The 23,419-nt window shown below is 55.3% G+C and carries 20 protein-coding genes; 16 read left to right on the plus strand and 4 right to left on the minus strand.

Annotated features, from left to right (window positions below; all coding sequences use genetic code 11):
- The 6 genes from EJQ19_RS02425 to EJQ19_RS02450 all read left to right on the plus strand — a co-directional run.
- Positions 1-701: FGGY-family carbohydrate kinase (locus tag EJQ19_RS02425; RefSeq protein ID WP_241242688.1), on the plus strand; the 701-nt coding region annotated here is incomplete at its 5' end.
- Between the two features lie 135 nt (positions 702-836).
- Positions 837-2,561: a glycerol-3-phosphate dehydrogenase/oxidase gene (locus tag EJQ19_RS02430; protein ID WP_126139615.1), complete on the plus strand. Its 1,725-nt coding sequence runs from the start codon at positions 837-839 to the stop codon at positions 2,559-2,561.
- Positions 2,562-3,145: 584 nt separating this feature from the next.
- Positions 3,146-3,886 (plus strand): hypothetical protein, encoded by a 741-nt coding sequence (locus tag EJQ19_RS31680; RefSeq protein ID WP_164716274.1) that lies wholly within the window; start codon positions 3,146-3,148, stop codon positions 3,884-3,886.
- A gap of 301 nt (positions 3,887-4,187) precedes the next feature.
- Complete coding sequence (locus EJQ19_RS02440) at positions 4,188-4,883, plus strand: response regulator transcription factor (protein ID WP_164716275.1); 696 nt, start codon at positions 4,188-4,190, stop codon at positions 4,881-4,883.
- An 11-nt stretch (positions 4,884-4,894) separates the two neighbouring features.
- Entirely contained in the window at positions 4,895-5,239 is a 345-nt protein-coding gene (locus tag EJQ19_RS02445; protein ID WP_126139618.1) for a hypothetical protein, read from the plus strand.
- Between the two features lie 5 nt (positions 5,240-5,244).
- The gene (locus EJQ19_RS02450) at positions 5,245-5,832 is read left to right on the plus strand and encodes a TVP38/TMEM64 family protein (RefSeq protein ID WP_126139619.1); all 588 of its coding nucleotides are present in this window, start codon (positions 5,245-5,247) and stop codon (positions 5,830-5,832) included.
- Positions 5,833-5,856: 24 nt separating this feature from the next.
- Here EJQ19_RS02450 and EJQ19_RS02455 read toward each other — a convergent pair whose 3' ends face one another.
- Positions 5,857-6,612 carry a DUF421 domain-containing protein gene (locus EJQ19_RS02455; RefSeq protein WP_241242689.1) on the minus strand — a complete coding sequence of 252 codons (756 nt, stop codon included), beginning with the start codon at positions 6,610-6,612 and terminating at the stop codon, positions 5,857-5,859.
- Positions 6,613-6,766: 154 nt separating this feature from the next.
- Here EJQ19_RS02455 and rpiA point away from each other — a divergent pair, with 154 nt between their 5' ends.
- Positions 6,767-7,444: a ribose-5-phosphate isomerase RpiA gene (gene rpiA / locus EJQ19_RS02460; RefSeq protein WP_126139620.1), complete on the plus strand. Its 678-nt coding sequence runs from the start codon at positions 6,767-6,769 to the stop codon at positions 7,442-7,444.
- Between the two features lie 162 nt (positions 7,445-7,606).
- Here the strand turns inward: rpiA and EJQ19_RS02465 are convergent, their stop codons facing one another.
- The gene (locus EJQ19_RS02465; RefSeq protein WP_126139621.1) at positions 7,607-8,107 is read right to left on the minus strand and encodes a DinB family protein; all 501 of its coding nucleotides are present in this window, start codon (positions 8,105-8,107) and stop codon (positions 7,607-7,609) included.
- Positions 8,108-8,133: 26 nt separating this feature from the next.
- Positions 8,134-9,114, minus strand: a complete 981-nt coding sequence (locus EJQ19_RS02470) for a helix-turn-helix transcriptional regulator (protein WP_478354290.1) — start codon at positions 9,112-9,114, stop codon at positions 8,134-8,136.
- Between the two features lie 154 nt (positions 9,115-9,268).
- Here EJQ19_RS02470 and EJQ19_RS02475 point away from each other — a divergent pair, with 154 nt between their 5' ends.
- The 8 genes from EJQ19_RS02475 (at position 9,269) to EJQ19_RS02510 (ending at position 19,798) form a co-directional block, all read left to right on the plus strand.
- Entirely contained in the window at positions 9,269-10,108 is an 840-nt protein-coding gene (locus EJQ19_RS02475; RefSeq protein ID WP_126139622.1) for a hypothetical protein, read from the plus strand.
- A 142-nt stretch (positions 10,109-10,250) separates the two neighbouring features.
- Positions 10,251-11,741, plus strand: coding sequence for a response regulator transcription factor (locus tag EJQ19_RS02480; RefSeq protein WP_126139623.1), 1,491 nt, complete (start codon positions 10,251-10,253; stop codon positions 11,739-11,741).
- Between the two features lies 1 nt (position 11,742).
- A complete protein-coding gene (locus tag EJQ19_RS02485) occupies positions 11,743-13,488 on the plus strand; it encodes a sensor histidine kinase (protein ID WP_126139624.1) in 1,746 nt (581 codons plus the stop codon).
- Positions 13,489-13,630: 142 nt separating this feature from the next.
- A complete protein-coding gene (locus EJQ19_RS02490) occupies positions 13,631-14,557 on the plus strand; it encodes an ABC transporter permease (RefSeq protein WP_241242691.1) in 927 nt (308 codons plus the stop codon).
- A gap of 23 nt (positions 14,558-14,580) precedes the next feature.
- Positions 14,581-15,462 (plus strand): carbohydrate ABC transporter permease, encoded by an 882-nt coding sequence (locus tag EJQ19_RS02495; RefSeq protein ID WP_126139626.1) that lies wholly within the window; start codon positions 14,581-14,583, stop codon positions 15,460-15,462.
- Positions 15,463-15,509: 47 nt separating this feature from the next.
- Entirely contained in the window at positions 15,510-17,141 is a 1,632-nt protein-coding gene (locus tag EJQ19_RS02500) for an extracellular solute-binding protein (protein ID WP_241242692.1), read from the plus strand.
- 147 nt (positions 17,142-17,288) lie between these two features.
- The gene (locus EJQ19_RS02505; RefSeq protein ID WP_126139627.1) at positions 17,289-18,827 is read left to right on the plus strand and encodes an ABC transporter substrate-binding protein; all 1,539 of its coding nucleotides are present in this window, start codon (positions 17,289-17,291) and stop codon (positions 18,825-18,827) included.
- Positions 18,824-19,798 carry a pectinesterase family protein gene (locus EJQ19_RS02510; protein ID WP_126139628.1) on the plus strand — a complete coding sequence of 325 codons (975 nt, stop codon included), beginning with the start codon at positions 18,824-18,826 and terminating at the stop codon, positions 19,796-19,798. The genes EJQ19_RS02505 and EJQ19_RS02510 overlap by 4 nt, the downstream gene beginning before the upstream one ends.
- Positions 19,799-20,065: 267 nt before the next feature.
- Here the strand turns inward: EJQ19_RS02510 and EJQ19_RS02515 are convergent, their stop codons facing one another.
- Positions 20,066-21,295 (minus strand): aminopeptidase, encoded by a 1,230-nt coding sequence (locus EJQ19_RS02515; protein ID WP_126139629.1) that lies wholly within the window; start codon positions 21,293-21,295, stop codon positions 20,066-20,068.
- 86 nt (positions 21,296-21,381) lie between these two features.
- On the opposite strand from EJQ19_RS02515, the gene EJQ19_RS02520 reads away from it, so the two are divergent.
- Positions 21,382-23,052, plus strand: coding sequence for a glutamine--tRNA ligase/YqeY domain fusion protein (locus EJQ19_RS02520; RefSeq protein ID WP_126139630.1), 1,671 nt, complete (start codon positions 21,382-21,384; stop codon positions 23,050-23,052).
- Positions 23,053-23,419: the final 367 nt, after the last annotated feature.

The following is a 23,419-nucleotide window of genomic DNA, read 5'->3' on the forward strand; positions in this document are numbered from 1 at the left end:
ACGGCACCGGTTGCTTCATGCTGATGAACACCGGAAACTACGCCATCCCGTCGCGCAGCGGCCTGCTGACGACCATCGCCTGGCGCCTGAACGGAAAGGTGGAGTATGCGCTGGAGGGCAGCATTTTCGTGGCGGGCTCGGCAATTCAATGGCTGCGGGACGGGCTGCGGATGATCAAAGCGGCGCCGGACACAGAAACTTACGCGAAGCGGGTCGCCTCGACCGACGGCGTGTATGTGGTACCGGCTTTTGTCGGGCTGGGAACGCCCTACTGGGACAGCGATGTCCGTGGTGCGGTGTTCGGGTTGACCCGGGGGACGTCGAAGGAGCATTTTATCCGGGCGACGCTGGAGTCACTGGCCTACCAGACCAAAGACGTGCTGCAAGCGATGGAGGACGACTCCGGCATCGAGCTCACGAAGCTGCGCGTGGACGGCGGCGCGGTGCGCAACGATTTTCTCATGCAGTTCCAGAGCGACATGCTCGGTGTGACGGTAGAGCGTCCGGTCGTGAACGAGACGACGGCGCTGGGTGCGGCGTATTTGGCGGGCTTGGCCGTAGGCTTTTGGCAGGATAAAGCGGAGATTGCCGCACAGTGGCAGGTGGACCGGGCGTTCGACCGTGAGATGGAAGCGGCGCATCAGGAAAAGCTGTACGGCGGCTGGAAAAAAGCGGTGCAGGCAGCTATCGCTTTTAAATAACGAGCACTCATGCTATACTGAGATCACAAGTTCATATTCGGTTGGAGACTAGGAGAAACCACAGCGGACCTACACGTGCAGACGTGTTAGGGATGTTGTGGTTTTTTATTTTATCGGCCAAAGGGAGAGGTTGACATGACAAACACATTTAGCGGGTTCAAAAGAAAAGAAATGCTGGCGGCGATGACTGCACAGAAATTTGATGTCATCGTAATCGGCGGGGGGATTACAGGGGCCGGGATCGCGCTGGACGCCCAAAGCCGGGGACTCAAGACGGCGCTGATCGAGATGCAGGATTTTGCTTCGGGCACGTCGAGCCGTTCGACGAAGCTGGTGCACGGCGGGCTGCGCTACCTCAAGCAGCTGGACGTAAAGGTTGTGGCGGAGGTGGGCAAGGAGCGCGCCATCGTGTACGAAAACGGGCCGCATGTGACGACGCCGGAGTGGATGCTGCTGCCTTTTTATAAGGGCGGGACGTTTGGGAAGTTCTCGACGTCGCTGGGGCTGCGCGTGTACGATTTCCTCGCGGGTGTGAAGCGCTCCGAGCGCCGAAAGATGTTCAACCCGGCCGGCACGTTGAAACTGGAGCCGCTGCTGAAGCGGAATGATTTGAGGGGCGGCGGGTATTATGTCGAATACCGCACGGACGATGCGCGGCTGACGATCGAAGTGATGAAAAAAGCGGTGGAGCTCGGCGCGATGGCCGTGAACTATGCCAAGGTGGAAGAGCTTGTGATGAAGGACGGCAAGCTGGTCGGGGTCAAGGTTGTGGATCAGTTGGCGGGGGAAGCGGTCCACAGCAAAGCAGCGGGTCGTGATGGTCAAAATCAGGATCAGCCCGGCAGCAGCTACACGCTCTATGCCTCCAAAATCGTCAATGCGACCGGCCCTTGGGTCGATACGCTGCGGGAGATGGACCGCTCGAAGCAGGGCAAAACGCTGCACCTGACCAAAGGCGTGCACCTGGTGTTCGATCAGAGCCGGTTTCCGCTGCGGCAGGCGATCTATTTTGATACGCCGGACGGGCGCATGGTGTTTGCGATTCCGCGGGACGGCAAAACGTATGTCGGCACGACCGACACGAACTATAAAGGGGATATGGCGAATCCCCGGATTACCGCGGAGGACCGCGCGTATGTGCTGCGCGCCGCGAACGGGATGTTTCCGTCCCTCGGCTTGACCGAAGCGGACGTCGAGTCGAGCTGGACCGGGTTGCGCCCGCTGATCCATCAAGAGGGCAAAGACCCTTCCGAGATTTCGCGCCGCGACGAAATTTTCGTCTCGGACTCCGGCCTCATTTCGATGGCCGGGGGCAAGCTGACCGGCTACCGCAAAATGGCGGAGACGGTCGTGGACAAGATCGCCGCCATGTTGGCGGCGGAAGGGCGCACGGCGGCGGTGCCGCCGAGCCGTACCCGCACGCTGCCGATTTCCGGCGGCGACGTAGGCGGCTCAGCGAAGCTGCAGCCGTTCGTGCAAGCGAAGGTCAGCCAGGGCGTCGCCCTGGGGCTGACCGCGAAAGAGGCTGCGCAGCTGGCGCACCGGTACGGCTCCAATGTGGACGCCGTCTATGCATTGCTCGCGCAGCTGGAGGATGAGGCCGCGCGGCGGGGCATGCCCGCGGCGGTGCTCGCTTCGCTCGTGTACGCGATTGAGCACGAGATGGCCGTGAAGCCGGCGGATTTTTTCATCCGCCGGACGGGGGCCCTCTTCTTCGATATCGCGTGGGCAAGGCAGTGGAAGGCGCCGGCGGCGGCCTTCCTGGCGGAGCGCTTCGGTTGGAGCGAAGCGCAGGTGAAGGCCTACAGCGCCGAGCTCGATCGGCTGCTGGAGGAGGCGGTGCACCCGCTGGAGGCGTAGCGGGGGCGCTGGTTATGGCCGCAGGCTGAGAGTGAGATGTCGGTTTCCTCATGTGAAGGCTGGCGGCTCCTCGAAATAGGTTACTTCCAATAACTTATTATCACGGGTTGCCCTTAGTTTCCAGAAATAAGATAACAGTCTTATCTTATTTACGGGTTTTCATCGTGTTGCGGGCTCCTGTGCAGCGAATAAGTTCGCTTACCTAACTTATTTCTTTACAACTCACTTTAAACTTCCAAATAAGATACCGCCGTTATCTTAATTGTCTAGCGAAATAATGGATTGAGGGGCAGAAAGGAAATCCTGCAAATAATACATCAAAAGTGAGCTGATGCTCCCCAAAACAGGGGGAAATCGCGATTCAATGGGCTTTTGATGTAGGTTTTGCGGGATTTCTTCTATTTTCCACGATTTTTTGGAATAGGGATGTACATTTACAGGAGCATAGGCAGCCCCCGCTGCATCTGGGCTTGCGTTTCTGCAACAACTGGAAAATTTCAGCAAACCCTCATTTTCCATTCACTGTGCGTTCACGCAGCCGAGCTATGATTAGGCGAAACTCATACGAGGAGAGGGAAGCCGCGATGAATATTTCCAGTTCAAGCCTTTATTCGTTGTACAAGCTGAACACGTATCAAGTGACGGACAGCGCAAGCACGGATTCGAATAGCACGACCGCCGCCACGCAGGAGACCAAATCTAAAAAAGCAGCCAGCGATTCCTACGAGGTCAGCCCGGAAGCGCAGCAGTTGTATGCGCTGCTTCAGCAGCAAACGGTCGGCGGCACGGAAGAAACGGACGCGGTAGAAGGCGTCACGTCCGCGGACAGCGCTTCGACAAGCACGCTTTCCGCGGATGATCTGGACCGCCTCCTTGCCCAGCTTGCGGAAAAGCTGTCGGATGCTGCTGATCCGACTGCATCCGAAGCAGCGGATCATGCAGCCGGCGCGAAGCCGCCGATGGGCCCGCCGCCGCCGGGCGGCAGACCGCCAGGCGGACCTGGAGGCCCGGGTGGCCCCCGCAGCCCCGGCGGTCCGAATAGTGCGGACACTACGGAGGAGACCTCGACGGAAAACTCCCTGCAAGCGCTCTTGCAATTGTTGGATGAGCAGGATGACGACGAGGACGATGCAGACAGCGTAGATGCGACAGACGGCACAGCGTCCGGTGGTCTCTCCACAACACTGTCCGCTTCGGATGCGACGGAGGCGCAGGCATCCACCCAGACAGACGACACGGGAGCCGAAGCGGATGCGAACCAGGCCGCTATCGCGCAGAAGCTGCGCGAGCTGCTGGAGCGGACGTATTCGCGCAGTACGTTGTAACACATCGGATATTCCGCGAGGCGGCTTCATGCCATCCGCACATACTTCGTCTTGGAAAGGACGGAGAAGCCAGTAATTTTTGTGGGTTTGACCGAAGCCCTCTGCCTCGCGTCCTTACGCGGGTGTGGGGGCTTTTCTCTGTCCGCGGATAGGGTTGCTGGGCTCGGTGATGCGCTGTTTTGCATGCGGCCGCCACCACCTATTTTTTGTTCAACAGACATTCAGGTGCTATTCAGTTCAAATTCAGACTCGTTCGATACACTCAAAGTTAAAAGATGGAGCGAAAGGAGGGATTTCGGAAGTGGCGCGTATTCTTCTCATTGATGAAGACAATCCCTCCCGACAGGAGCTGGCGGAGCAGCTTCGCAGCGAAGGTTTTGCCGTCGCGTGTACGGACGATCGTCGGTTGGCGGCGCAACTGATCGAACGGTTGCAGGTGGATTTAATTGTGCTCGACGTGACGACATCGCAGTGGAACGGCTGGCAGCTTGCGCGTGGACTGCGACAGCAGGCGGAGCTGCCGATGCTTCTGCTTGGTCACGGCGGCGACCCGACGATTGTGGTGAAGGGCTTCCAGCTTGGCGCCGAGGATTATTTGGCGAAGCCCGTGCATGCGGAGGAACTGATCGTGCGTGTGCGAGCGCTGCTGAAGCGGCATCGGATGCCGAACGTCATCCGAATCCAGCTCGGCGATCTGATGATCGATAAGGCGACGCATGAGGTGCGCGTGCGGGAGCAGCGACTTTTTTTGCCGCTTAAGGAGTTTCAACTGTTGTTTATGCTGGCTAGTAACCCGAACCGGATCTTGTCCAGAGCACAGTTGATCGAGCATGTGTGGGGGGCGCAGTATGAAGGAGGGGAGCGGACCGTCGACGTTCATGTTAAAAGGCTGCGGGCGAGACTCGGCGCGATTACGGCCTCGATTCGGTTCCTTTCCGTGCGCGGCGTCGGGTATCGGCTCGAAGTGGAAGAACCGTCAGCGCTCGGCGATGCATAAAAAAGAAGCGCTTGCTGGCCCTGCTGCTTGCCACGGTCGGTGTTGGACAGGCCGGCTCTTCGGTGAAGGCCGCGGAGCTCGATCGGCATGAGCCGGTTGTGGCTGCCTGCTACAGCGCCAAAATGGCCCGGTTCCAGGCGGCCATGCAAAAGCTTTGGATCGATCATGCCGTCTGGATGCGAAAACTATATTGTCAGCGCAAGGGGCTGTTCCAACAGTCCCCGCAGGGATTCCAATATATGGTAAAAGCTGACGTCAGCGAATGCGCGCGGGGTCAGCTTTTTTTATACAAATTATGCTATAATTTTCTCATTGTGACGAGAGGAGCGGAGTGCCTGTCTAGGCATATCCTATAACACCAATGGGGATTCATGAGTTTTTATCCTATTTTAACGAAAGTAATTTAACGCGCCTGCTGGATCAGTACCGTTCGCTCGGACCGCTGCCGGGGCTGCTCATTCCTTTTATGAAGTCGTTCATTCCCCCGTTGCCTACATTGGTCATTATTAGCGTGAATGCGGCGGTGTACGGGTTGTGGCTTGGGTTTCTGTACTCCTGGATCGGGTTGGTATGCGGCTGTCTGCTGACGTTTGCCATTGTGAAAAAAGTGGCGGGTCACCCCTATCTTGTGCGTTGGTCGCAAAAGCCCAAGGTGCAGAAAAGTCTCACCTGGGCGCGGCGTCAGGCGTTTAATTATGTGTTCGTGCTGAGTTTGTTCCCGCTGGGCCCGTTCGTTGTTATCAACATGGCGGCGGGGCTGGTGCAGATGCGTTTTCGTTCATTTTTGCTGGCGGTGGCCTCCGGCAAGGCTGTGATGGTGCTGTGCGTCTGCTTTATCGGCTACGATCTCAAGCGGTTTATTGCGCATCCGTTCCAGCTTCTGTATGTCGTGCTGTTCATTGCGGCGACGATGGTCATTATGAAGCGGGTGGAACGGCGGTTTATGTAAGGATGGCAAAAAGACGAGCAGACGCTAATGGAGCGTTTGCTCGTCTTTTTCGGCTTCGATCCGGATTTGGCCTTGATCGTCAATGGTAGCGAGCACAACGTTAGCCATTGTCGTGTGTTTTGCGGCAATCTCCGTCTGCAGCCAGGCAAGGTCTTTGCCATGCTGGGCGAGCGTCTCCTCTTCGGAGGCCCCTTCCACGATGATGGGTTTGATGAGGGAGAATGGCGTGGTCTGGATGTTCAAATCTTGGGCTGTCACTGCTTGATGCGGCGTTTCCAAGAAGACGGAGATGACGCCGCCAGGTTCCCAAAGCGCAAGCGCAACCTTCGCGACGTCGTCCACCTGCAGCTTGCGGAGCTCGGAGAACAGATGGTCGACGGAGATGCGGGCTTTCCGTAGGTTGTGCATCTGAAGCCGGCCATGCCGAATGAAGACGAGCGGCGGCGGGTCCAGAAAATGCTTCAGGAGATTCCACTTCATCCCCAGCCAGGATGTGGCTGTATAAAGGGCGACCAGGACGACGGTCGTGATCATGGGGCCGATTAATCCGATATTCGGGTCGGACAGCGGGTTTGCGAGAATGTCGCCAAGGATGAGCGCGATGATGAAGTCAAGATAACGCAGCTGCGAAATGGAGCGTTGGCCCAGCGCTTTGGCAGTTACGACGAGAAAGAGATAGCCGGCCACGGCGCGGAGCCCCCAGTCTAACGACGTCAGCGACATTTGACTGCGATAAAAATCGAGGACAGACAGAGCGGTACCCTCCAGTGGTTTTTGCAAAGATGGTGCCTTTAACGTGCCCGCCTCGCTCTGAATCTATCCGTGCCGCTTCGCCTGAGGCCGTGAGGCTGACCCGGTATGAGCCCTGTACCTTTCACCTGAGCGATCTTGTGGTACACTGAAGATGAGAAGCCATTGAAAGGGGCGTGGCGGTATGGAAGCGAAAAAAGCCGCAGCCGAGCTGGCCGTGGAGCGCAGCGTGCAGGACGGGATGATTGTCGGTCTGGGGACGGGCTCGACCGCCTATTGGGCGATTCAGAAGCTCGGCGAGCTTGTGCGCCAAGGGCTGCGCATTCAGACAGTCGCTACTTCGGTTGCGTCTGAGGAACTGGCGCGGTCGCTGGGCATCCCGCAGCTTGTAACGGCGGACATCACGGAGATCGATGTCACGATTGACGGTGCGGATGAAGTGGATCCGCAGTGGAATTTGATGAAAGGCGGCGGGGGCGCGCTGCTTCGAGAAAAAATTGTGGCTTGCGCAAGCCGCAAGCTGGTGATCGTGGTGGACGAGGGCAAGCTCGTCCAGCAATTGGGCGCATTTCCACTGCCAGTGGAAATCGTGAAGTTCGGCTGGGAGCTGACGCTGCGGAAGCTGCGGGCTATGGGCTGCGAGCCGGCCCTGCGCTTGGCGGCCGATGGCCAGCCTGTTGTGACGGACAACGGCAATTACCTGTTGCATTGCCGTTTTGGCGCGATCGCGCAGCCTGCGGAGCTGCAAGCGGCTTTGCAGGGTACCCCCGGCGTCGTGGAGAGCGGCCTGTTTATCGGCCTGGCGCGCGAGGTAATCGTCGGGTATACCGGCGGCAAGGCGGTTAGCCTTGTCCGAGCATAAAAAGGCGGAGTCGCCCGTGCAGTCGGGTGCGGACTCCGCTTTTTTTTGTGGATATCAGAAAGTGTATCCTCGACACGGCGCAATGCCGTCAGTAAACGCTTCCCTCTATGAAAGAATGAAGGAGCTGTTTCTCTTTGGTGCCCGGGCTGATGTCTACGCGCGCTACACGAGCGGTTCCATCCCTCGCTCGATCCACTCTTCGCGCGACGGCCCGTAAATCCCCGGCACGCGCAGGCCTGCTTGGCGCATCAGCACAATCATTTCTCCGCGGTGATGAATCTCGTGGGAGATGAGCACACGTAGTGTGGCGGCGTTCGGCCATTGATCGCCGTACATGTCGCTCGTTTCTGTCAGCTTCGCGTCCGTCCACTGGGACTGAAGTGCTTCGGTAAACGCCGCTGCTGCGGTGCGGTAGGTCTCGGCGATTGTCTTGGCGGAAGCTGGAGCCAATTCGCCGCCTTCCGGCTCTGCGAACTCCAGCCCCGTACGGGACATCATCTCGTGAATCGTCGTCGCAATGTGCCAGCCGAGTTGCCCGAGCTCACGGAAATTAGGCGCAATGCGTTGGGTCAGAGAAGCATCCGTTAAAGTATCCATTATTTGCTGTGTGGCCTGTGATTCGCGGCTCCATTCATTTAGAAAATCCTCGATGGTTCTGAACATGGGATCATCCCTTTCACATAGTCGTTCTAACATTTTCCAGTATAACTGTGTTCTGCTGACAACAGGTTGTCAGTATTGTACACGCCCACGATTCCCTCGGCCAATTCCTTCATTCTCGCGGCCACATGCACAGGCTCTAGCACGCGCAGCTGCGGTCCGTAGCTCAACAGCATGCCGTACAGCCACGGCTCGTCGGGTTGAGTGGACGTGATAAGCAGCGTGCCGTCCTCCTGCAGGTGGATCTGCTCCGGATGAAAATAATCCTCCGCTTTCGCTCGTACGCTTGGCTGCACATGCAGCTTGAGGGTGATGAGGCGGGAAGTGTCTCTTTTGCCCCAGCCATAGTCGAGCTTTTCCAATGTTGCGGGCCTGCGCTCGAATGTTTCCTCCAGGACCTGCACGTCTTTCATGCGCGACAAGCGGAACACGCGATAGTCTTCACGCAAGCGGCAGTAGCCGTACAGGTACCAGCCGAAGCCCTTGACGACAATGCCCATCGGTTCGATGGTGCGAACGGACGTTTGACTTTCCGCAGTGATATAGGCGAAAGAGATAAGGCTCGAGTCGCGAATGGCGGACCTAAGGGCGGCGAGTTGTTCTTTATTTTGATTGCCTGTGCGCCAAGGGTTGATATCGATGACAAGCTGATTGTTCAGCGATTGGACGGCGGATTGCTCGGATTTGCCGATCAGTGCGCCGACTTTGTCGAGCAGTGCGCCGATTTCCTGATCGCCGACGGTCGATTGTATGCCTTTCAAGCCGACGATGATGGATTGCAATTCTTCCATGGACAGAAATTGACGGTCCAGCCGGTACTGCTCCATAATCTCATAGCCGCCGCTTAGTCCTGCGTAGGATACGACGGGGATGCCGGCCTGGTTAATCGCCTCCACGTCCCGGTAGATCGTGCGCAGCGAGACTTCAAAGCGGTCTGCCAGCTCTTTCGCGCTGATGCGGCGGTGATTGAGCAGGAGCATCGTGATGGCGAGTAATCGATCTATTTTCAAAACATGCACCTCATTATAACGTTATCCTCTATTGGTTGTGTCAGCCTCAGCCTGCAGAATCAGTGTAACATGAATGGGGAAGCGGCTGCATATCTCGTGGGGCATTTTGACACAATAAGCAAAAACAAATGCCAAAAAAAGGGGATCGTCGCTTATGTTACGGAAATCGGGTAAGTTCAACATGACGCTGCACACCGCAGCCATCAGTATGGGGCTGTCGCTGCTGTTATTCAGCAGCAGCACGATGGCGGAGGAACTGCCGCCGCAGCCTGCGCCGCAAGCGGAGCAAGGGCAGCTTATTCAAACGCGTGAAATCGACGTGACCGGCGACGGCAAGTTTGAGGTCGTGTCGCTCATCGGTACGAAAATGGATATGAACAGCCCCTACTACGACAAGCTATTTCTGACCTCCGTCGGCGAGGGGCAGGCGCAGGTGGTCATTCCCCTTCAGGGCGGCTACAATCCGCGGATGGATTTTTGCGATTTTATCCATGACAAGTTGCCCCAAATTTACGTGACGTCGGATACGGGAGGTTCGGGCGGGTATACGACGAATCAGATTTTTTCGCTGAGAAACAACGTCCCCACAGAGATTCCGATGCCGGAGCCGCTGCATGTCAACGCGACGTTTAAGAACAATTACAAGGTTAAGATGAAAATCCAGGAGACCGGGAAGTCCTTTAAGCTGAATATAGCCGATCGGAAGGACAGTTACGAGCAGTTTGGCATTTACAAGGACGGCAAGGTCGTGAAGCCGCTGATTGTGAATGTCGATGCCTATAGTCTGCTGAAGCCCGTTGATGTGGATGGGGACGGTTTCTGCGAGCTGAAAGGCGTACAGCGGATCACGGGCATTGCGAATGCCGATACGCTTGGGTATGTAACCTCTGTGTGGAAATGGCGCAAGGACAAGTGGAAGCTAAGCGAAGCCGCCGTCGAACAGACGCTTCGGACGGGTATGATGCGTGCGCCGAATCGGTATGATGAGGATTAACGAAATAGAGCGCAGGTGGGGAAATCCTGCTTGCGCTCTTTTCCCATAAAATCGTGCTATGGAACGAAAAAATGTTGAATATTCATCCCGGCGGTTCTCTGATAAAATTTAGAGGCAGCAAGCCTGCTTGGAGGTGACGCCTATGTTTCAGATTCTTATCGTGGATGACGAATTTATCGAGCGGGAAGGCATGAAGAGGCTGATTCAGAAATATAAGCTGCCTTTGACCGTGCTGGAAGCAGAAAATGGCGAGGAGGCAATGGGGCTGCTGCGTACCCATCCTGTCGATATTCTGCTGACGGATATAAAAATGCCGTTCATGGACGGCCTCGAATTATGTCGGCAGGCGCGGGACTTGCTTCCAGAGCTGACCATTATGATTGTAAGCGCGTACGGCGAATTTGAATATGCCCAGCGGGCGATCGATTATCAAATTTTCTCGTACTTGTTGAAACCGATTGATGTGAATGAATTTATTCGAGCGTTTACGCAAGTGATTGAGCTGTGTGAGAAGGATCAGGAGCAAGAGAAGGAGCACCGACTGCTTGGGCTGATCCATGCGTACCAGCATCAAGCGCTGCACCCGGGGGGCGAGGTGACCTCGGGTATTGATTTCGCGAGACACCGCGTTCAGATGATGCTGATCGACTACGACCTCCCTGTTTTTGATGCAGAGCAGGATCGCGTACCCGTCATGGTAAAGTCGGCGGTGGCGACGCCATTTGAATATGTGAATGTAAACGAGCATCAGAGTCTGCTTTTCTTTCTGCTGGACCGGAAGGGGCAGCCGCAAATGCCGGAGCCGGCCAAGCTGTTGGAGCAGCTCATCAGGGCTGACGATGGAAGAGTGACGCTGGTTGCGGGAAGTCTTCTTAACGAAGAGAGCGAACTGGCTGCCGAGTTCAAGCTGATGGAGAGCGTGCTGGAAGATAAATTCTTTTATCAGGGGAGCACGGTGCTGTTTACGGACGGCAGCCAAGGCAAAGAGGAGCTCTCAGATACGATTTCGAAGCTGATGGATACGGTGTACTGGCATCTGGAGATGAAGGATGATTATGGCTTCCGCAAGGGCGTGGAGCTGTTCTTTAAGACGGTCGACGGGAGCGGTCAGCATTCCGCGATCTATATCAAGTACCTGTGCACGCAGCTGGTCAGCAAAGTCTGGGAAACGTCCGGACGGGACGACAATCAGGCGTTCAAGGGGATGGTGGAAGGCATTTTCGGCAGCAAGTCGCTGGCGGCGCTGAAGGCACAAGTGCACGAGGTAATGGCGATGCTGGGGAAGGAAGCCGAAGAGCCGAGCGCGGAGCAGGGAAAGAAGGTCATTAAAGACATCCTGAAGCTGATTGAGGACAACTATATGTCCGATATTAGTCTGAAATGGCTAGCGGACCGGGTATTTCTCACCCAGACGTATTTGAGCTACTTGTTTCATAAGGAAGTGGGCCAGACGATTGTCAAATTCATTACGCTTGTTCGCATGCAGAAGGCGGCAGCTTTGCTGCGGGACACGCATCTGACGATTGCGGAGATCAGCCAGCAAGTGGGTTTTATGAACAACTCGTATTTCTGCAAAATGTTCAAGATTTACCACGGCTGCAGCCCGGCCAAGTTTCGGGAAACGGCGGGATGAGATGAGAACATTTCTGGCATATTTTCAGAATTTGCGTTTTAAGCAAAAACTGTTTATTTCGTACATGGTGGTCTCCATCATTCCGCTCCTTGTGTTGGGCCTGTTTTCGTACCATCAAGCCGGCAACTTCCTTCTGCAGCAGGCCAAGCAAAATCTCGACGGCGCCATTAGCCAGATTGCGGATACGATTAACTACAGGGCCAAGCAGCATGAGGCAATCATCAATTCCATAACGCAAAATGTGGTGTTCAAGCGGATCTTCGTCGCAGGCGACGGCGATTTCCCTGTGTTGTATCGGGACTATGTCGATCCGTTCTTCAGCAACATTTTGGATTTCAATAAAGATATTTTGCAAATCTCTGTGTTTACGGATAATCCGGCGATTCTGCGGGGGGAGTACATTCTCCCGCTCGGGCTGACGAGTGGTGCCCCGTGGGCGAATTCGGAGAAGGCGCAGACCCAGTGGCATATTCAGAACGGCAAGCTGTACGCCACGCGTCCTTTTGTCGGCGAAGAGGGAGCGTCCTTGGGGAAGCCCTCGGCGATTTTATTCTTGAGCATCGATGCAGACCGCATGTTCCAGGATTTGGCGGAGATCAAAACAGACGCCTACGGCGTCCTGATCGTGAATCAGCAGGGGACACCCTTATGGTCGAAGAGTATTCGGCTGTCGTCACCGCTCCCGACTTCCATCGATCTGGCGTTGAATCCGGATGAACGTGTTGGCTCGCTAACCAGCAATCATACGGATTACATGTACATTACCCAAGACATCCCGGAAACGGGCTGGAAGCTTGTCTATTTAACGCCGCAGGCGGAAATTTCGGTCAACGCGAAGCGCATTGTCAGCGCGACTGTGCTCATTACGGTCATTTGCCTCGCGGTGCTCCTGCTCATTATCTGGATGTTCTCAAATACGTTCGTGAAGCGGATTATCAAGCTTAACAAGAACATGATGACCGTCGAGAAAGGGAATCTGAAGATCGACGTCTCCAGTCAGTCCAGGGATGAGATTGGCCAGCTGACGAACCGCTTCGGCCAGATGATCGCGAACATCAACACGCTCATCGAAGAGGTGTACCAGAGCAAAATTACACAAAAAGAAGCGGAATTGAAGGCGCTGCAGACGCAGATCAATCCGCATTTTCTGTATAACACGCTATCGATTATTAACTGGAAAGCGCTGGAGATCGATGCGATGGAGATCAGCCAGATCACGAATACGGTATCCCGGTTTTACCGTACCGTATTGAACAAAGGCCGCGATTTCATTTCGGTGAGGCATGAGCTCGACAATGCGAAGGATTATATGCAAATTCAGAGCATTATGCATAATTATTCGTTTGATTTTATCTGCGAAGTTGACGAGGAGCTGCTGCGCTACGATATGATCAATCTCGTGTTCCAGCCGATTCTGGAGAATGCGCTGGAGCATGGCATCGATCAGCTGCGTAAAGGAGAAGGCCGGGGCCGCATTGAGTTGCGGGGCTATCAGGTTGGCGGCGACCTGCTGTTCAGCATTGCCGACAACGGGCCGGGCATGACGCCGGAGCGGGCGGAGGAAGTGCTGCAGCTGCAGACGGCCGGGTACGGGCTCAAGAATGTGCATGAGCGCATTCAGATTCGTTTCGGCCAGCCCTACGGCCTGCGGATTGAAAGCGAGGTTGGCCGCGGGACGACGGTCGTGATGACGTTTCCAGCGTATCAAGCGGCGGTTCAGCCGCTGTCGAAATCAACACCTGTCTAGTCAAGGCGAGGACCTTGCGGGCAGGTGTTTTTTTTATTGTTCAGGTCCGTAAAAAAGTGTTACATATCGAAAAAATGTTGGATTTAGGCATACCTTTCCCTTTGCTAGAATGAGATTACAAGGTGCCGCTGAGCGAAAGGGGATGGAACGATTGGGGGATAAAAAAACGCCGCTCATCAAGCTGGTGCGCAGAGATCAATGGCTGCTGATGATGTTTCTGCCTGTATTTTTGTACTATTTGATTTTCTGTTACTTGCCGATGCCGGGGATTCTGATTGCGTTCAAAAATTTTACGCCGGGACACGGCATTTTCGGAGGCGACTGGGTCGGTCTGAAATGGCTGGATCAGTTTGTGCATTCCCGCTATTTCTGGCGGCTGCTGCGCAACACGTTCCTGCTAGCCTTCTACCCGCTTGTCATCGGGTTCTGGATTCCGATTCTGTTCGCGATCTGCGTCGTTGAGATCAAGAACAGCGCGCTGAAGCGGTTCACGCAGACGGTGACGTATTTACCGCATTTTATCTCGACGGTTGTGATCGCGGGGATGATTATTAACTTCCTGTCGCCGACGGACGGCATTGTGAATACGCTGCTTGCCTCGATCGGGTTGGAACGGATCAATTTCATGATGGCGCCGGAGTGGTTTCGCTCGATTTTCACGGTATCGGGGATTTGGCAAAGCTTTGGGTTCAGCTCGATCATTTATATTGCCGCGATCATGGGCATCGATCAGGAAATGTATGATTCCGGCAAAATCGACGGGGTGAACAAGTTCCAAGAGGTATGGCATCTCACGCTGCCGAGTCTGAAGCCGACGATTGTCATTCTGCTGCTGCTCTCGATTGGCGGCATTATGAGCGTGAATTTCGAGAAGGTGTACTTGCTGTACAACGGGGCTACGTATGAAACGGCCGATGTCATCTCGACTTACGTATACCGGCAAGGGATCGAGTCGCAAAATTTCGGCTTTGCCACAGCGGTCGGGTTGTTTAATTCCATCATCAGCTTCGTACTGGTGTATATCGCGAATCAGGCAAGCCGCCGGGTCAACGATATGTCGCTCTGGTAGGTTTAACGAAAGGAGGGAAAAGGATGGTCAAATCCTGGTCGGATCGAAGCTTCTATGTGCTCATCTACAGTGTCGTCGTGATCGCGATTCTCGTGACCCTGTATCCCTTTATCTATGTGGTCAGCATTTCGATGAGTTCCGTCGAAGCGATTGATAAACAGATGGTAACGCTGCTGCCGGTAGATCTGAATTTTGACGGGTACAAAATGGTGCTGGGCTACGGCGAGCTGTGGCGCTCCTACTACAACACAATCTGGTATACGGTGGTTGGGACGATTTTCAATCTCGTCGCGACATGCTTGGCGGCGTACCCGCTGTCGAGAAAGCAGTTTTTTCTGAGAAGGAAGCTGAACTTTTATATCGCGTTTACGATGTATTTCTCGGGGGGGCTCATCCCGCTCTATATGATTATTACGGAGCTTGGCCTTTACAATACGCGCTGGGCGATGATTTTGCCGGTGCTGGTCAGCACCTTTAATGTGATGATTCTGCGTTCGGCGTTTGAGAACATCCCGAATGAGATTTTTGAAAGCGCTACAATGGACGGCGCACGGGACTTCACTTTGCTGTTCCGCATTGCGGTGCCGCTGACGAAGCCGACGCTGGCCGTGTTGACGCTGTACTATGCCGTCTCGCACTGGAACGACTTCTTCAATGCGCTGCTCTACCTGGGGAAGACGGACTTGCAGCCGCTGCAAATTTTTCTGCGCAGGGTGCTCATTATGGCGTCGCCGGAAATTATGCAGAAGATGGGCGGAGAAACAGCCGCCAAGGCGCTTGCGGTGTCGACGCTGCAAGTGCGCTACGTGTCCATTGTCGTCAGTATTTTGCCGATTATCGCGGTGTATCCGTTCATTCAGAAGTACTTTGTACGCGGGATTACGTTAGGGGCAGTAAAAGGGTAGCTACGACGGTATCCTGTTCATTATAAGCAATCATAGGGAGGGCGTTGATGATGAAAAAAATGTTCAAAACCGCGGCCAGCGGCACGCTGGTTACAGCCTTGCTAACACTGGTGCTGGCAGCTTGCACAAGCGGAGAAAGCGCAAGCACGCCGGCGGCGAGCGATGCGGGAGCGAAAAGCCCGGCCGCAGGAGCTTCGGCAGCACCGGCAGGCTTCACGTATACGGGCAAAGGCCCGATTACGGATAAGACAGCTTCGCTGCGCATCCTGTCCACGAACGCCTGGACGAATAATGTCGATCTGAATCAGGCGCCGATCGTGCAGGAAATCAGCAAGCGTGCCGGCATCACGGTGAACTGGGAGCTGCTGCCGCCATCGACTTATCAAGATGCGATCGCTCCGCGCTTAGCAGCGGGCTCCGACCTGCCTGACGTCATCTACCAGCTGGACCTGGATCAGACGATGAAGAACATTCAGGGAGGCCTGTTCAAACCGCTGAACGAGTACATCGACAAATACGGTGTGAATATCAAAAAGCTGTTCGAGAAGTACCCGGCCCTGAAAGCCAGCCTTACGACGCCGGACGGCAAAATCTACTACCTGCCGCAGCTCGCGGTCACCAAAAACTACATGCCGACGTTCATGGTGAACGTGCGTTGGCTGGAGAAGCTCGGACTGAAGGAGCCGACGACGCTGGACGAATTCACGGACATGCTGCGCAAAATGAAAGCCGGCGATCCGAACGGCAACGGCAAAGCCGATGAAATTCCGTTCTCCGTCGCGCCGAACCAGTTGGGGAGCGCCTTCGGACCGGTCTTTGGCCTCGATCTTGCTAACAACTTCTATGCGGATAAAGATGGCAAAGTGCATTACTCCTATTACGAGCCGAACTACAAAGAGTATCTCACCTACCTGAATGGGCTGTATAAGGAAGGGCTGCTGGAGTCGAACTTCGCTTCCGTCACCGCCGATCAGATTACGTCCAAGTTCTCCCAGGACATTACGGGGGTTACCTTCAACTTCAGCTGGTATACCTCGATGGTATACAGCAAGCTGTATAAGGACTACGATCCGTCCAAGCCGCTCATTAAAGGCATCGCACCGTTCAAAGGGCCGCATGGCGATCAGTTCTATGTAGGCCGCAATCCGATCACAGGCATCTTCGGTATCTCGAAGAATGCGAAGGATCCGGAGACGGCGTTCAAGTTCCTCGACTACGCGAGCAGCGACGAAGCGAAGGATTTGTATGCCTGGGGCTTGGAAGGCCAAACCTATGAAGTGGTGAACGGCAAGAAGCAGTTTACGGAAAAAGGCAAGGACAATGACTTTATTCAGAAGTTCGGCATCAACCCGACGAACCTGCCGATCGAGCAGTCGGTGGAAGCGACAGATGTGCTCGTGGCGCCGTGGCATGCGAAGATCGACAAGGAAATGGAGAAATACATCAAAGCGCCTTTCCCATTCGTGTACGCGCTGCCGGCTGAGGCCAGCACGGAGAATACGGTGATGCCGGATATCAACACGTATGTGAATGAGATGAATATTAAATTCATTACAGGCAAGGAAAGCTTGGATAAGTTCGACAGCTACATCAAAACGCTGAAGGGCATGGGCGTCGAGGATGTTGTTAAGGGCAGACAGGCGCAGTATGACCGCTATTTGGCGGCAAGCAAGAAATAACAGGGAGGAAATTCTCCATGGACAGCACAGCGGCTTTCGGGCCCGCTGTGTTCCCCTGTTTGTAGGCAAAAAAGTATGGCAGCGGTATCGATGATCTTCGCGTACAATAGATATAGACAATTTGGTGCGCAAAGGAGTGGCTGGGCAATGAAAAAGGCAGCGTATGCCGGGCTGATAATCGTGCTGGCGGTGATCATCGTTGTGTCCTTTCGCGCTTGTTCCAAGGAAGTGAGTGATGATCGGGGCACGACGCCATCGGAGTCCGCCAAGCCGCCGCTGCAGCCGGCCACGCTCAAGCTGTTGTTTCCGCTCGATAAGCCGGCCTCGCAGGACGAGGTGGTGCAAGCGGTCGAGGCCAAGCTGGCGAAGGATGGGCTTCCAATCAAGCTGAGCATCAGCTACGTTCCCTATGATCAATATTGGAATAAGGTTTGGCTGACGGCAGCGAGCGGCGAGCCTTATGATATTGCGCTGACGGCGTTCTCCAACATTTCAGACTTCGTGGCCAAAAAGGTGCTGGCGCCTCTCGACACCGCGCTGGAGGACTACGGCCAAGCGATTGTGCAGAGCACGCCGGACTACGCGTTTCAGGGTGTGACCGTTGGCGGTCACATCTACGGCATTCCGAGGGTCATGCCGATCTCGGAGTTCCAGAGCTTTCTGCAAATCCGTGGCGATTTGCGCAAGAAGTACGGCTTGCCAGAGATCAAGACGGTGGCGGACATGGATCTGTATCTGGAAACGATCCATCAACGCGAGCCCGGCATCACGCCGTACTTCTACGACACGGGACGCTTTCTGCTTCGGGAATACGGGGATGTGGCCTTTTTTGCCGGCGGTTACTTGAATGCGCCCGTCTACATCGATCCGGCCGACCCTCAGCTCAAGGTGAGGAATACGTATGAGTCGGATTTCTTCCGCAACATCATGTTCAAAATGCACGACTGGCAGGACAAAGGCTATGTGCCGTACGGCCCCTCGGATACGTCCAAGTATCCAGATCCGGAGCTCGCTTTTAACTCGGGGAAGGTCGCGGCAACTTGGAGTGTGGTACTGAAGCAGACAGAGCGCATCGATGCGTTCAAGGCGATGAACCCGGAAGGGGAGCTGGAGAATGTGTATCTGCATCCGGAGAAGCCGAAGTATCTGTTTACCGGCGCGGATAATATTCTGTCTGTGCTCTCGACGAGCCAGCATGTCAATGAATCGGTCGCGTTCCTTAATTGGCTGAGGAGCAGCCAGGAGAATTATGATTTGTTCACCTACGGCATCAAGGACGTGAATTACAAGCTGACGCCGGAAGGGGCTGTCGATTACGAGGGCATTGTGCCGGAGAAGCAGTATATGCCGATCTCCTGGACCTGGAACGATATTCGCTTCGTCCGGTTCAGCAAATACATTTCGCCTGCTTACAGCCAGCTCCTGCGCAATTGGGACAAGGAGGCCGTCCCTTCGCCGACACTGGGGTTCGTGCCGGATCTGGCACCGATCAAGTCGGAGATTGCGCAGCTCAACGTCATTATCTCCGAATATCTGCCTCGTCTGTATGACGCCAAGGTGGACTGGGATGGCGAGATGGCGGGCTTCCGCCAGAAGCTGAAGGATGCAGGCATCCAGCACGTCATCACGGAAATTCAGAAACAGTTCGATGCGTATCGGGCGCGAGGAGGAGGACATCAACCATGATTACGGTAGCGGCGGATGGGAGCGGGGATTTCGTCCGTATACAGGACGCCATTGATCAAGTCACAGAGGCGCCTGGCTCGGAGCACGTTGTCATTTCGATTAAAAGAGGGATCTATCCCGAGAAGCTGCACCTCATTCGACCGAACGTCAGCCTCATCGGGGAGTCGGCGGAGACGACCATCATCACCTATGGGGATTATGCGAATAAACAGTTTCCGAACGGTGAGCCCTACCATACGTTTCACTCTTACACCGCGTTTATTGGTGCGGATGATGTGATAGTGGAAGGGCTGACGTTCGAGAATACCGCGGGCAAAGGCGAGGATGTAGGACAAGCGCTGGCTGCCTACGTGGACGGCGACCGCGTGAGCTTCCGGCACTGCCGGTTCCTCGGCCATCAGGACACGCTGTTCACGGGGCCGCTGCCGCCGAAGCCACGGGACCGTGCCACTTTCGGCGGTCCCCGGGACGGCGTGCCGCCGCGTCCGGTGCGGCAGTACTATGAGCGCTGCTATATTCAGGGCGACATCGATTTTATTTTCGGCTCAGCGACGGCCGTCTTCCTGCATTGCGACATCGTCTCCTCCGGCAGCGGCTGGGTGACGGCGGCTTCAACCCCGGAGGGCGAGCCGTACGGGTATGTATTTATTGGCTGCCGGTTGACGGGCGAAGCCGCGGCCGAGACGGTGGGGCTGGGAAGGCCATGGCGCAACGAGGCGCATGTGGCCTTCCTGCACTGCTGGCTCGGGCCCCACGTGAAACGGGGCGGCTGGGACCGCTGGAACGAGCGCGAGCCCGTGGAAGCCGTGCGGTTTGTGGAGCACGGCAGCACGGGGCCAGGTGCGCTTGTAGGCGAGCGCGTGCCGTGGTCGCGGCAGCTGACCGCCGAGCAGGCGGCAGCGTACACGGTCGAGGGCGTGCTGGCGGGCCGGGATGGTTGGCACCCGGCGGCTGGCGGTGCGCGGCGATGAAGAAAAGGGAGTCCTTCCCGGCGGTTTGGTTTTCCGCCGGGGGGCTCCCTTTTTTGGTAAATAAACTGGAATTCCTCCAGTTTAATTCCGGGTTTTGCGCAGAAATGTGCGCGCGAACTGGAATTTCTCCAGTCTATAGGACCGATATTGGCGAAAAATCGGTATTTGGGCGAAATAAGCTGGAGAAATTCCAGTTCAGCTTCGCCGAACGGCGCATAGGTGCAGAATGAACGGGAGGTTCTCCTGTTCAGGTACCGTCGTTCTACCTTAAGCCCAGTTCCCCTTGCGGAACAGCGGCTCGCGCGTGCCGTCCGCCAGGATGCCGTCGATCTCCATCTCGGCGGAGCCGATCATGAAATCGACGTGGATGAGGCTTTTGTTGTAGCCGTTCTGCGCCAGCTCTTCGGGCGTCATCTCGGTACCGCCTTCAATGGTGAACGGGTACGAGTTGCCGAGTGCGACGTGGCAGGAGGCGTTCTCGTCAAACAGCGTGTTGTAGTAGATGATGCCGGATTGCGAAATCGGCGAATCGTACGGCACCAGTGCCACTTCGCCCAAATAGCGGGCGCTTTCGTCTATGTTCAGCATGTTGTCCAGCATTTCTTGTCCAACTTCGGCTTTGGCTTCGACGACGCGGCCGTCTTTGAACGTCAGGCTGAAGCCATCGATTAAGGAGCCTTGGTAGACCAGCGGCAGCGTGCTGCGAACGGTTCCGTTCGTACCGCCGCGGGCCGGCATCGTGAACACTTCCTCCGTGGGGATGTTCGGTACGAAAAAAGTGCCTGCCTTGGAGGTGCTGCCGGCTGCCACCCAGAGGTGCTTAGGCGCCAGCTCTATGGTTAAATCGGTTCCCGGTGCGCGCAGGTGGAGCTGCTTGTATTTTTTCTCGTTGAGTCTGTTCATTTTCGACGTGAGTGTGTCGATGTGCTGCTTCCAGGCCGCGACCGGATCCGGCTTGTCGACGCGGGTCAGCTTGAAAATTTGCTCCCATAGCTTCGTAATCCGCTCGCCTGCGTCCAAGTTCGGGAACACTTTGGCCGACCATTCGGCAGTCGGGTACGACACCATGAGCCAGTTCACTTGGTTGCTGCGCAAGTATTTGAGAAAGCCTTCGCGTGCGGAGGCGGTGGTTTTGCTGGAAATGGCGACGCGCTGCGGGTCGACGTCTTTCAATAAATCCGAGTTTGGCGCGTAGATTTGCAGGAATGCCGCGCCACCTTCGGCGAGCTCTTCGAGGCCTTTTGCGCGCCACATCGGATATTCGCGCAGCGTCTGCTCCGGCGCGTGCTTAAGGCGGAGCGCCTTCACTTCATCGTCGTCCCAGTCGACGACCACGTCTTTCGCGCCGGCGTCATAAGCTTTCTTTGTCAGCTTCCGCACAAAGTCTGCGCATGAGATTGGCGTCATGATGACGACGGTTTGGTCTTTTTGCACATTCAGGCCTACACGGATCGCCAGCTCCGCATACTTGTCCAAATAATATTCGAATGTTTCCATAGTCGCTGCTCCTTTATATTTGAGTACCATTTAGTGTATGATAGAAAATAAATCTTTAACCCCCGCGGGAGAAAGGCTGGTCACAGATGGAAACGAAAGACACGGTGGTAGCACCATCCAATTTCATTAAGAACATTGTAATCGAAGATTTGAAATCAGGCAAAACCAGTCAGGTTGTGACCCGTTTCCCCCCGGAGCCGAACGGATATCTGCACATTGGACATGCGTATGCGATTTGCACGAATTTTGAAATCGCAGATGAATTTAATGGGTTGACCAATCTTCGCTTTGACGATACGAACCCCGTTAAAGAAGATGTGGAATACGTGGAGTCGATCAAGGCAGACGTCGCTTGGCTCGGCTTTCAATGGGACGGTCTCTTCTTTGCTTCGGACTACTTCGAAGAAATGTACAACCGAGCGCTGGTCTTGATTCGCAAAGGGTTGGCATACGTAGACGACCAATCGGCCACCGAAATACGTGAAACGCGCGGAACGTTGACACAAGGGGGGACGAACAGTCCTTATCGGGATCGTACCGTGGAAGAGAACCTGTCTCTCTTCGAGCGGATGCGGGCGGGTGAATTTAAAGACGGCGAGCGCGTGCTGCGTGCCAAAATCGATATGTCCTCTCCGAATATTAACCTGCGGGACCCCGTTATCTACCGGATTCTTCACGCACATCATCACAATACCGGGGACAAATGGTGCATTTACCCGATGTACACGTATGCGCATCCTTTGGAGGATGCGATCGAGGGCATCACGCACTCCCTCTGTTCGAACGAGTTTGAAGATCAACGTCCTTTCTACGACTGGGTGATCCGCGAGTGCGAAATGCCGAATGTGCCGAGGCAGTATGAATTTGCCCGCATTAGCCTGATGAATACCGTGACGAGCAAAAGAAAGCTGAAGCTCCTCGTCGACGAGAAAGCCGTTGACGGTTGGGACGACCCGCGGATGCCGACCATCTCGGGTCTGCGCCGGAGAGGCCTCACGCCGGAATCGATTCGTAATTTTGTCCGTGAGCTTGGCGTGTCCAAGGGCGGTGGCGGCAGCGTCGTGGATACCCGCATGCTGGATCACTTCATCCGTGAGGACCTGAAGCTGAAGGCGCTGCGCACGATGGGCGTGCTGAACCCGCTGAAAGTCGTCATCACCAACTATCCGGAGGATGGCATGGAGTGGCTGGAAGCCGAGAACAACTCGGAGAACCCCGAAATGGGCTCCCGGCAAATTCCGTTCTCGCGCGAGATTTACATCGAGCAGGACGACTTTATGGAAAATCCGCCGGCGAAATATTTCCGCCTGTTCCCTGGCAATGAAGTGCGTTTGAAAAACGCCTACTTCATCAAGTGCAACGACTTCATCAAGGACGCCGATGGCAACGTGGTGGAGCTGCATTGCACGTACGATCCGGAAACGAAGAGCGGCAGCGGCTTCACCGGCCGTAAAGTGAAAGGCACGATCCACTGGGTCGATGCCAAAAGCGCCGTGCCAGCGGAGTTCCGCCTGTATGAGCCGCTGATCCTGGACGACGAGGAAGGCGAAGAGGAAGTCTCCTTCTTGGACAAGGTGAACCCGAACTCCTTGCAAATCGTGCAAGGCTTCGTCGAAGCGAACATGAAGAGCGTGAAACCGCACGACAAGTTCCAATTCTTCCGTCACGGTTACTTTAACGTGGACCCGAAATACACAACCGAGGATCACCTCGTGTTTAACTTGATTGTCTCGCTGAAAAGTTCGTTCAGCGTGTAGAGGAAAGGCTGCCCCTGGCACTGGTGTCGGGGGCGGCTTTTTTATGCGTTGAAGGGTAGGGGGAGAGTGAGGGAGTAAGAACGAGAGAGGAAAATGAGAGGGTTAGAATGGGAGTGAGAGCGCAGGCGGGAGTTTGAGTGTGAATGCAAGTATGAGTGCGAGTGCGAGAGTTTGAGCAAGTGCTAGTGCTTGTGCGTGTGCCTATGCTGGATGGAACCTGCATTTCGTACAGGTAATTTGACGATTTTGGAGAAATTTCAGCGAGAACCTGCACTATGTACATCAAATTCTAGCAATCTCTATCATGAAAGGGCTTACAATAGAAGATCACCGGAATTTACATGTGAATGCACTTAGAATAAAAAGT

It is taken from the genome of Paenibacillus whitsoniae (genome assembly GCF_003955665.1).
Lineage (GTDB): Bacteria > Bacillota > Bacilli > Paenibacillales > NBRC-103111 > Paenibacillus_E > Paenibacillus_E whitsoniae.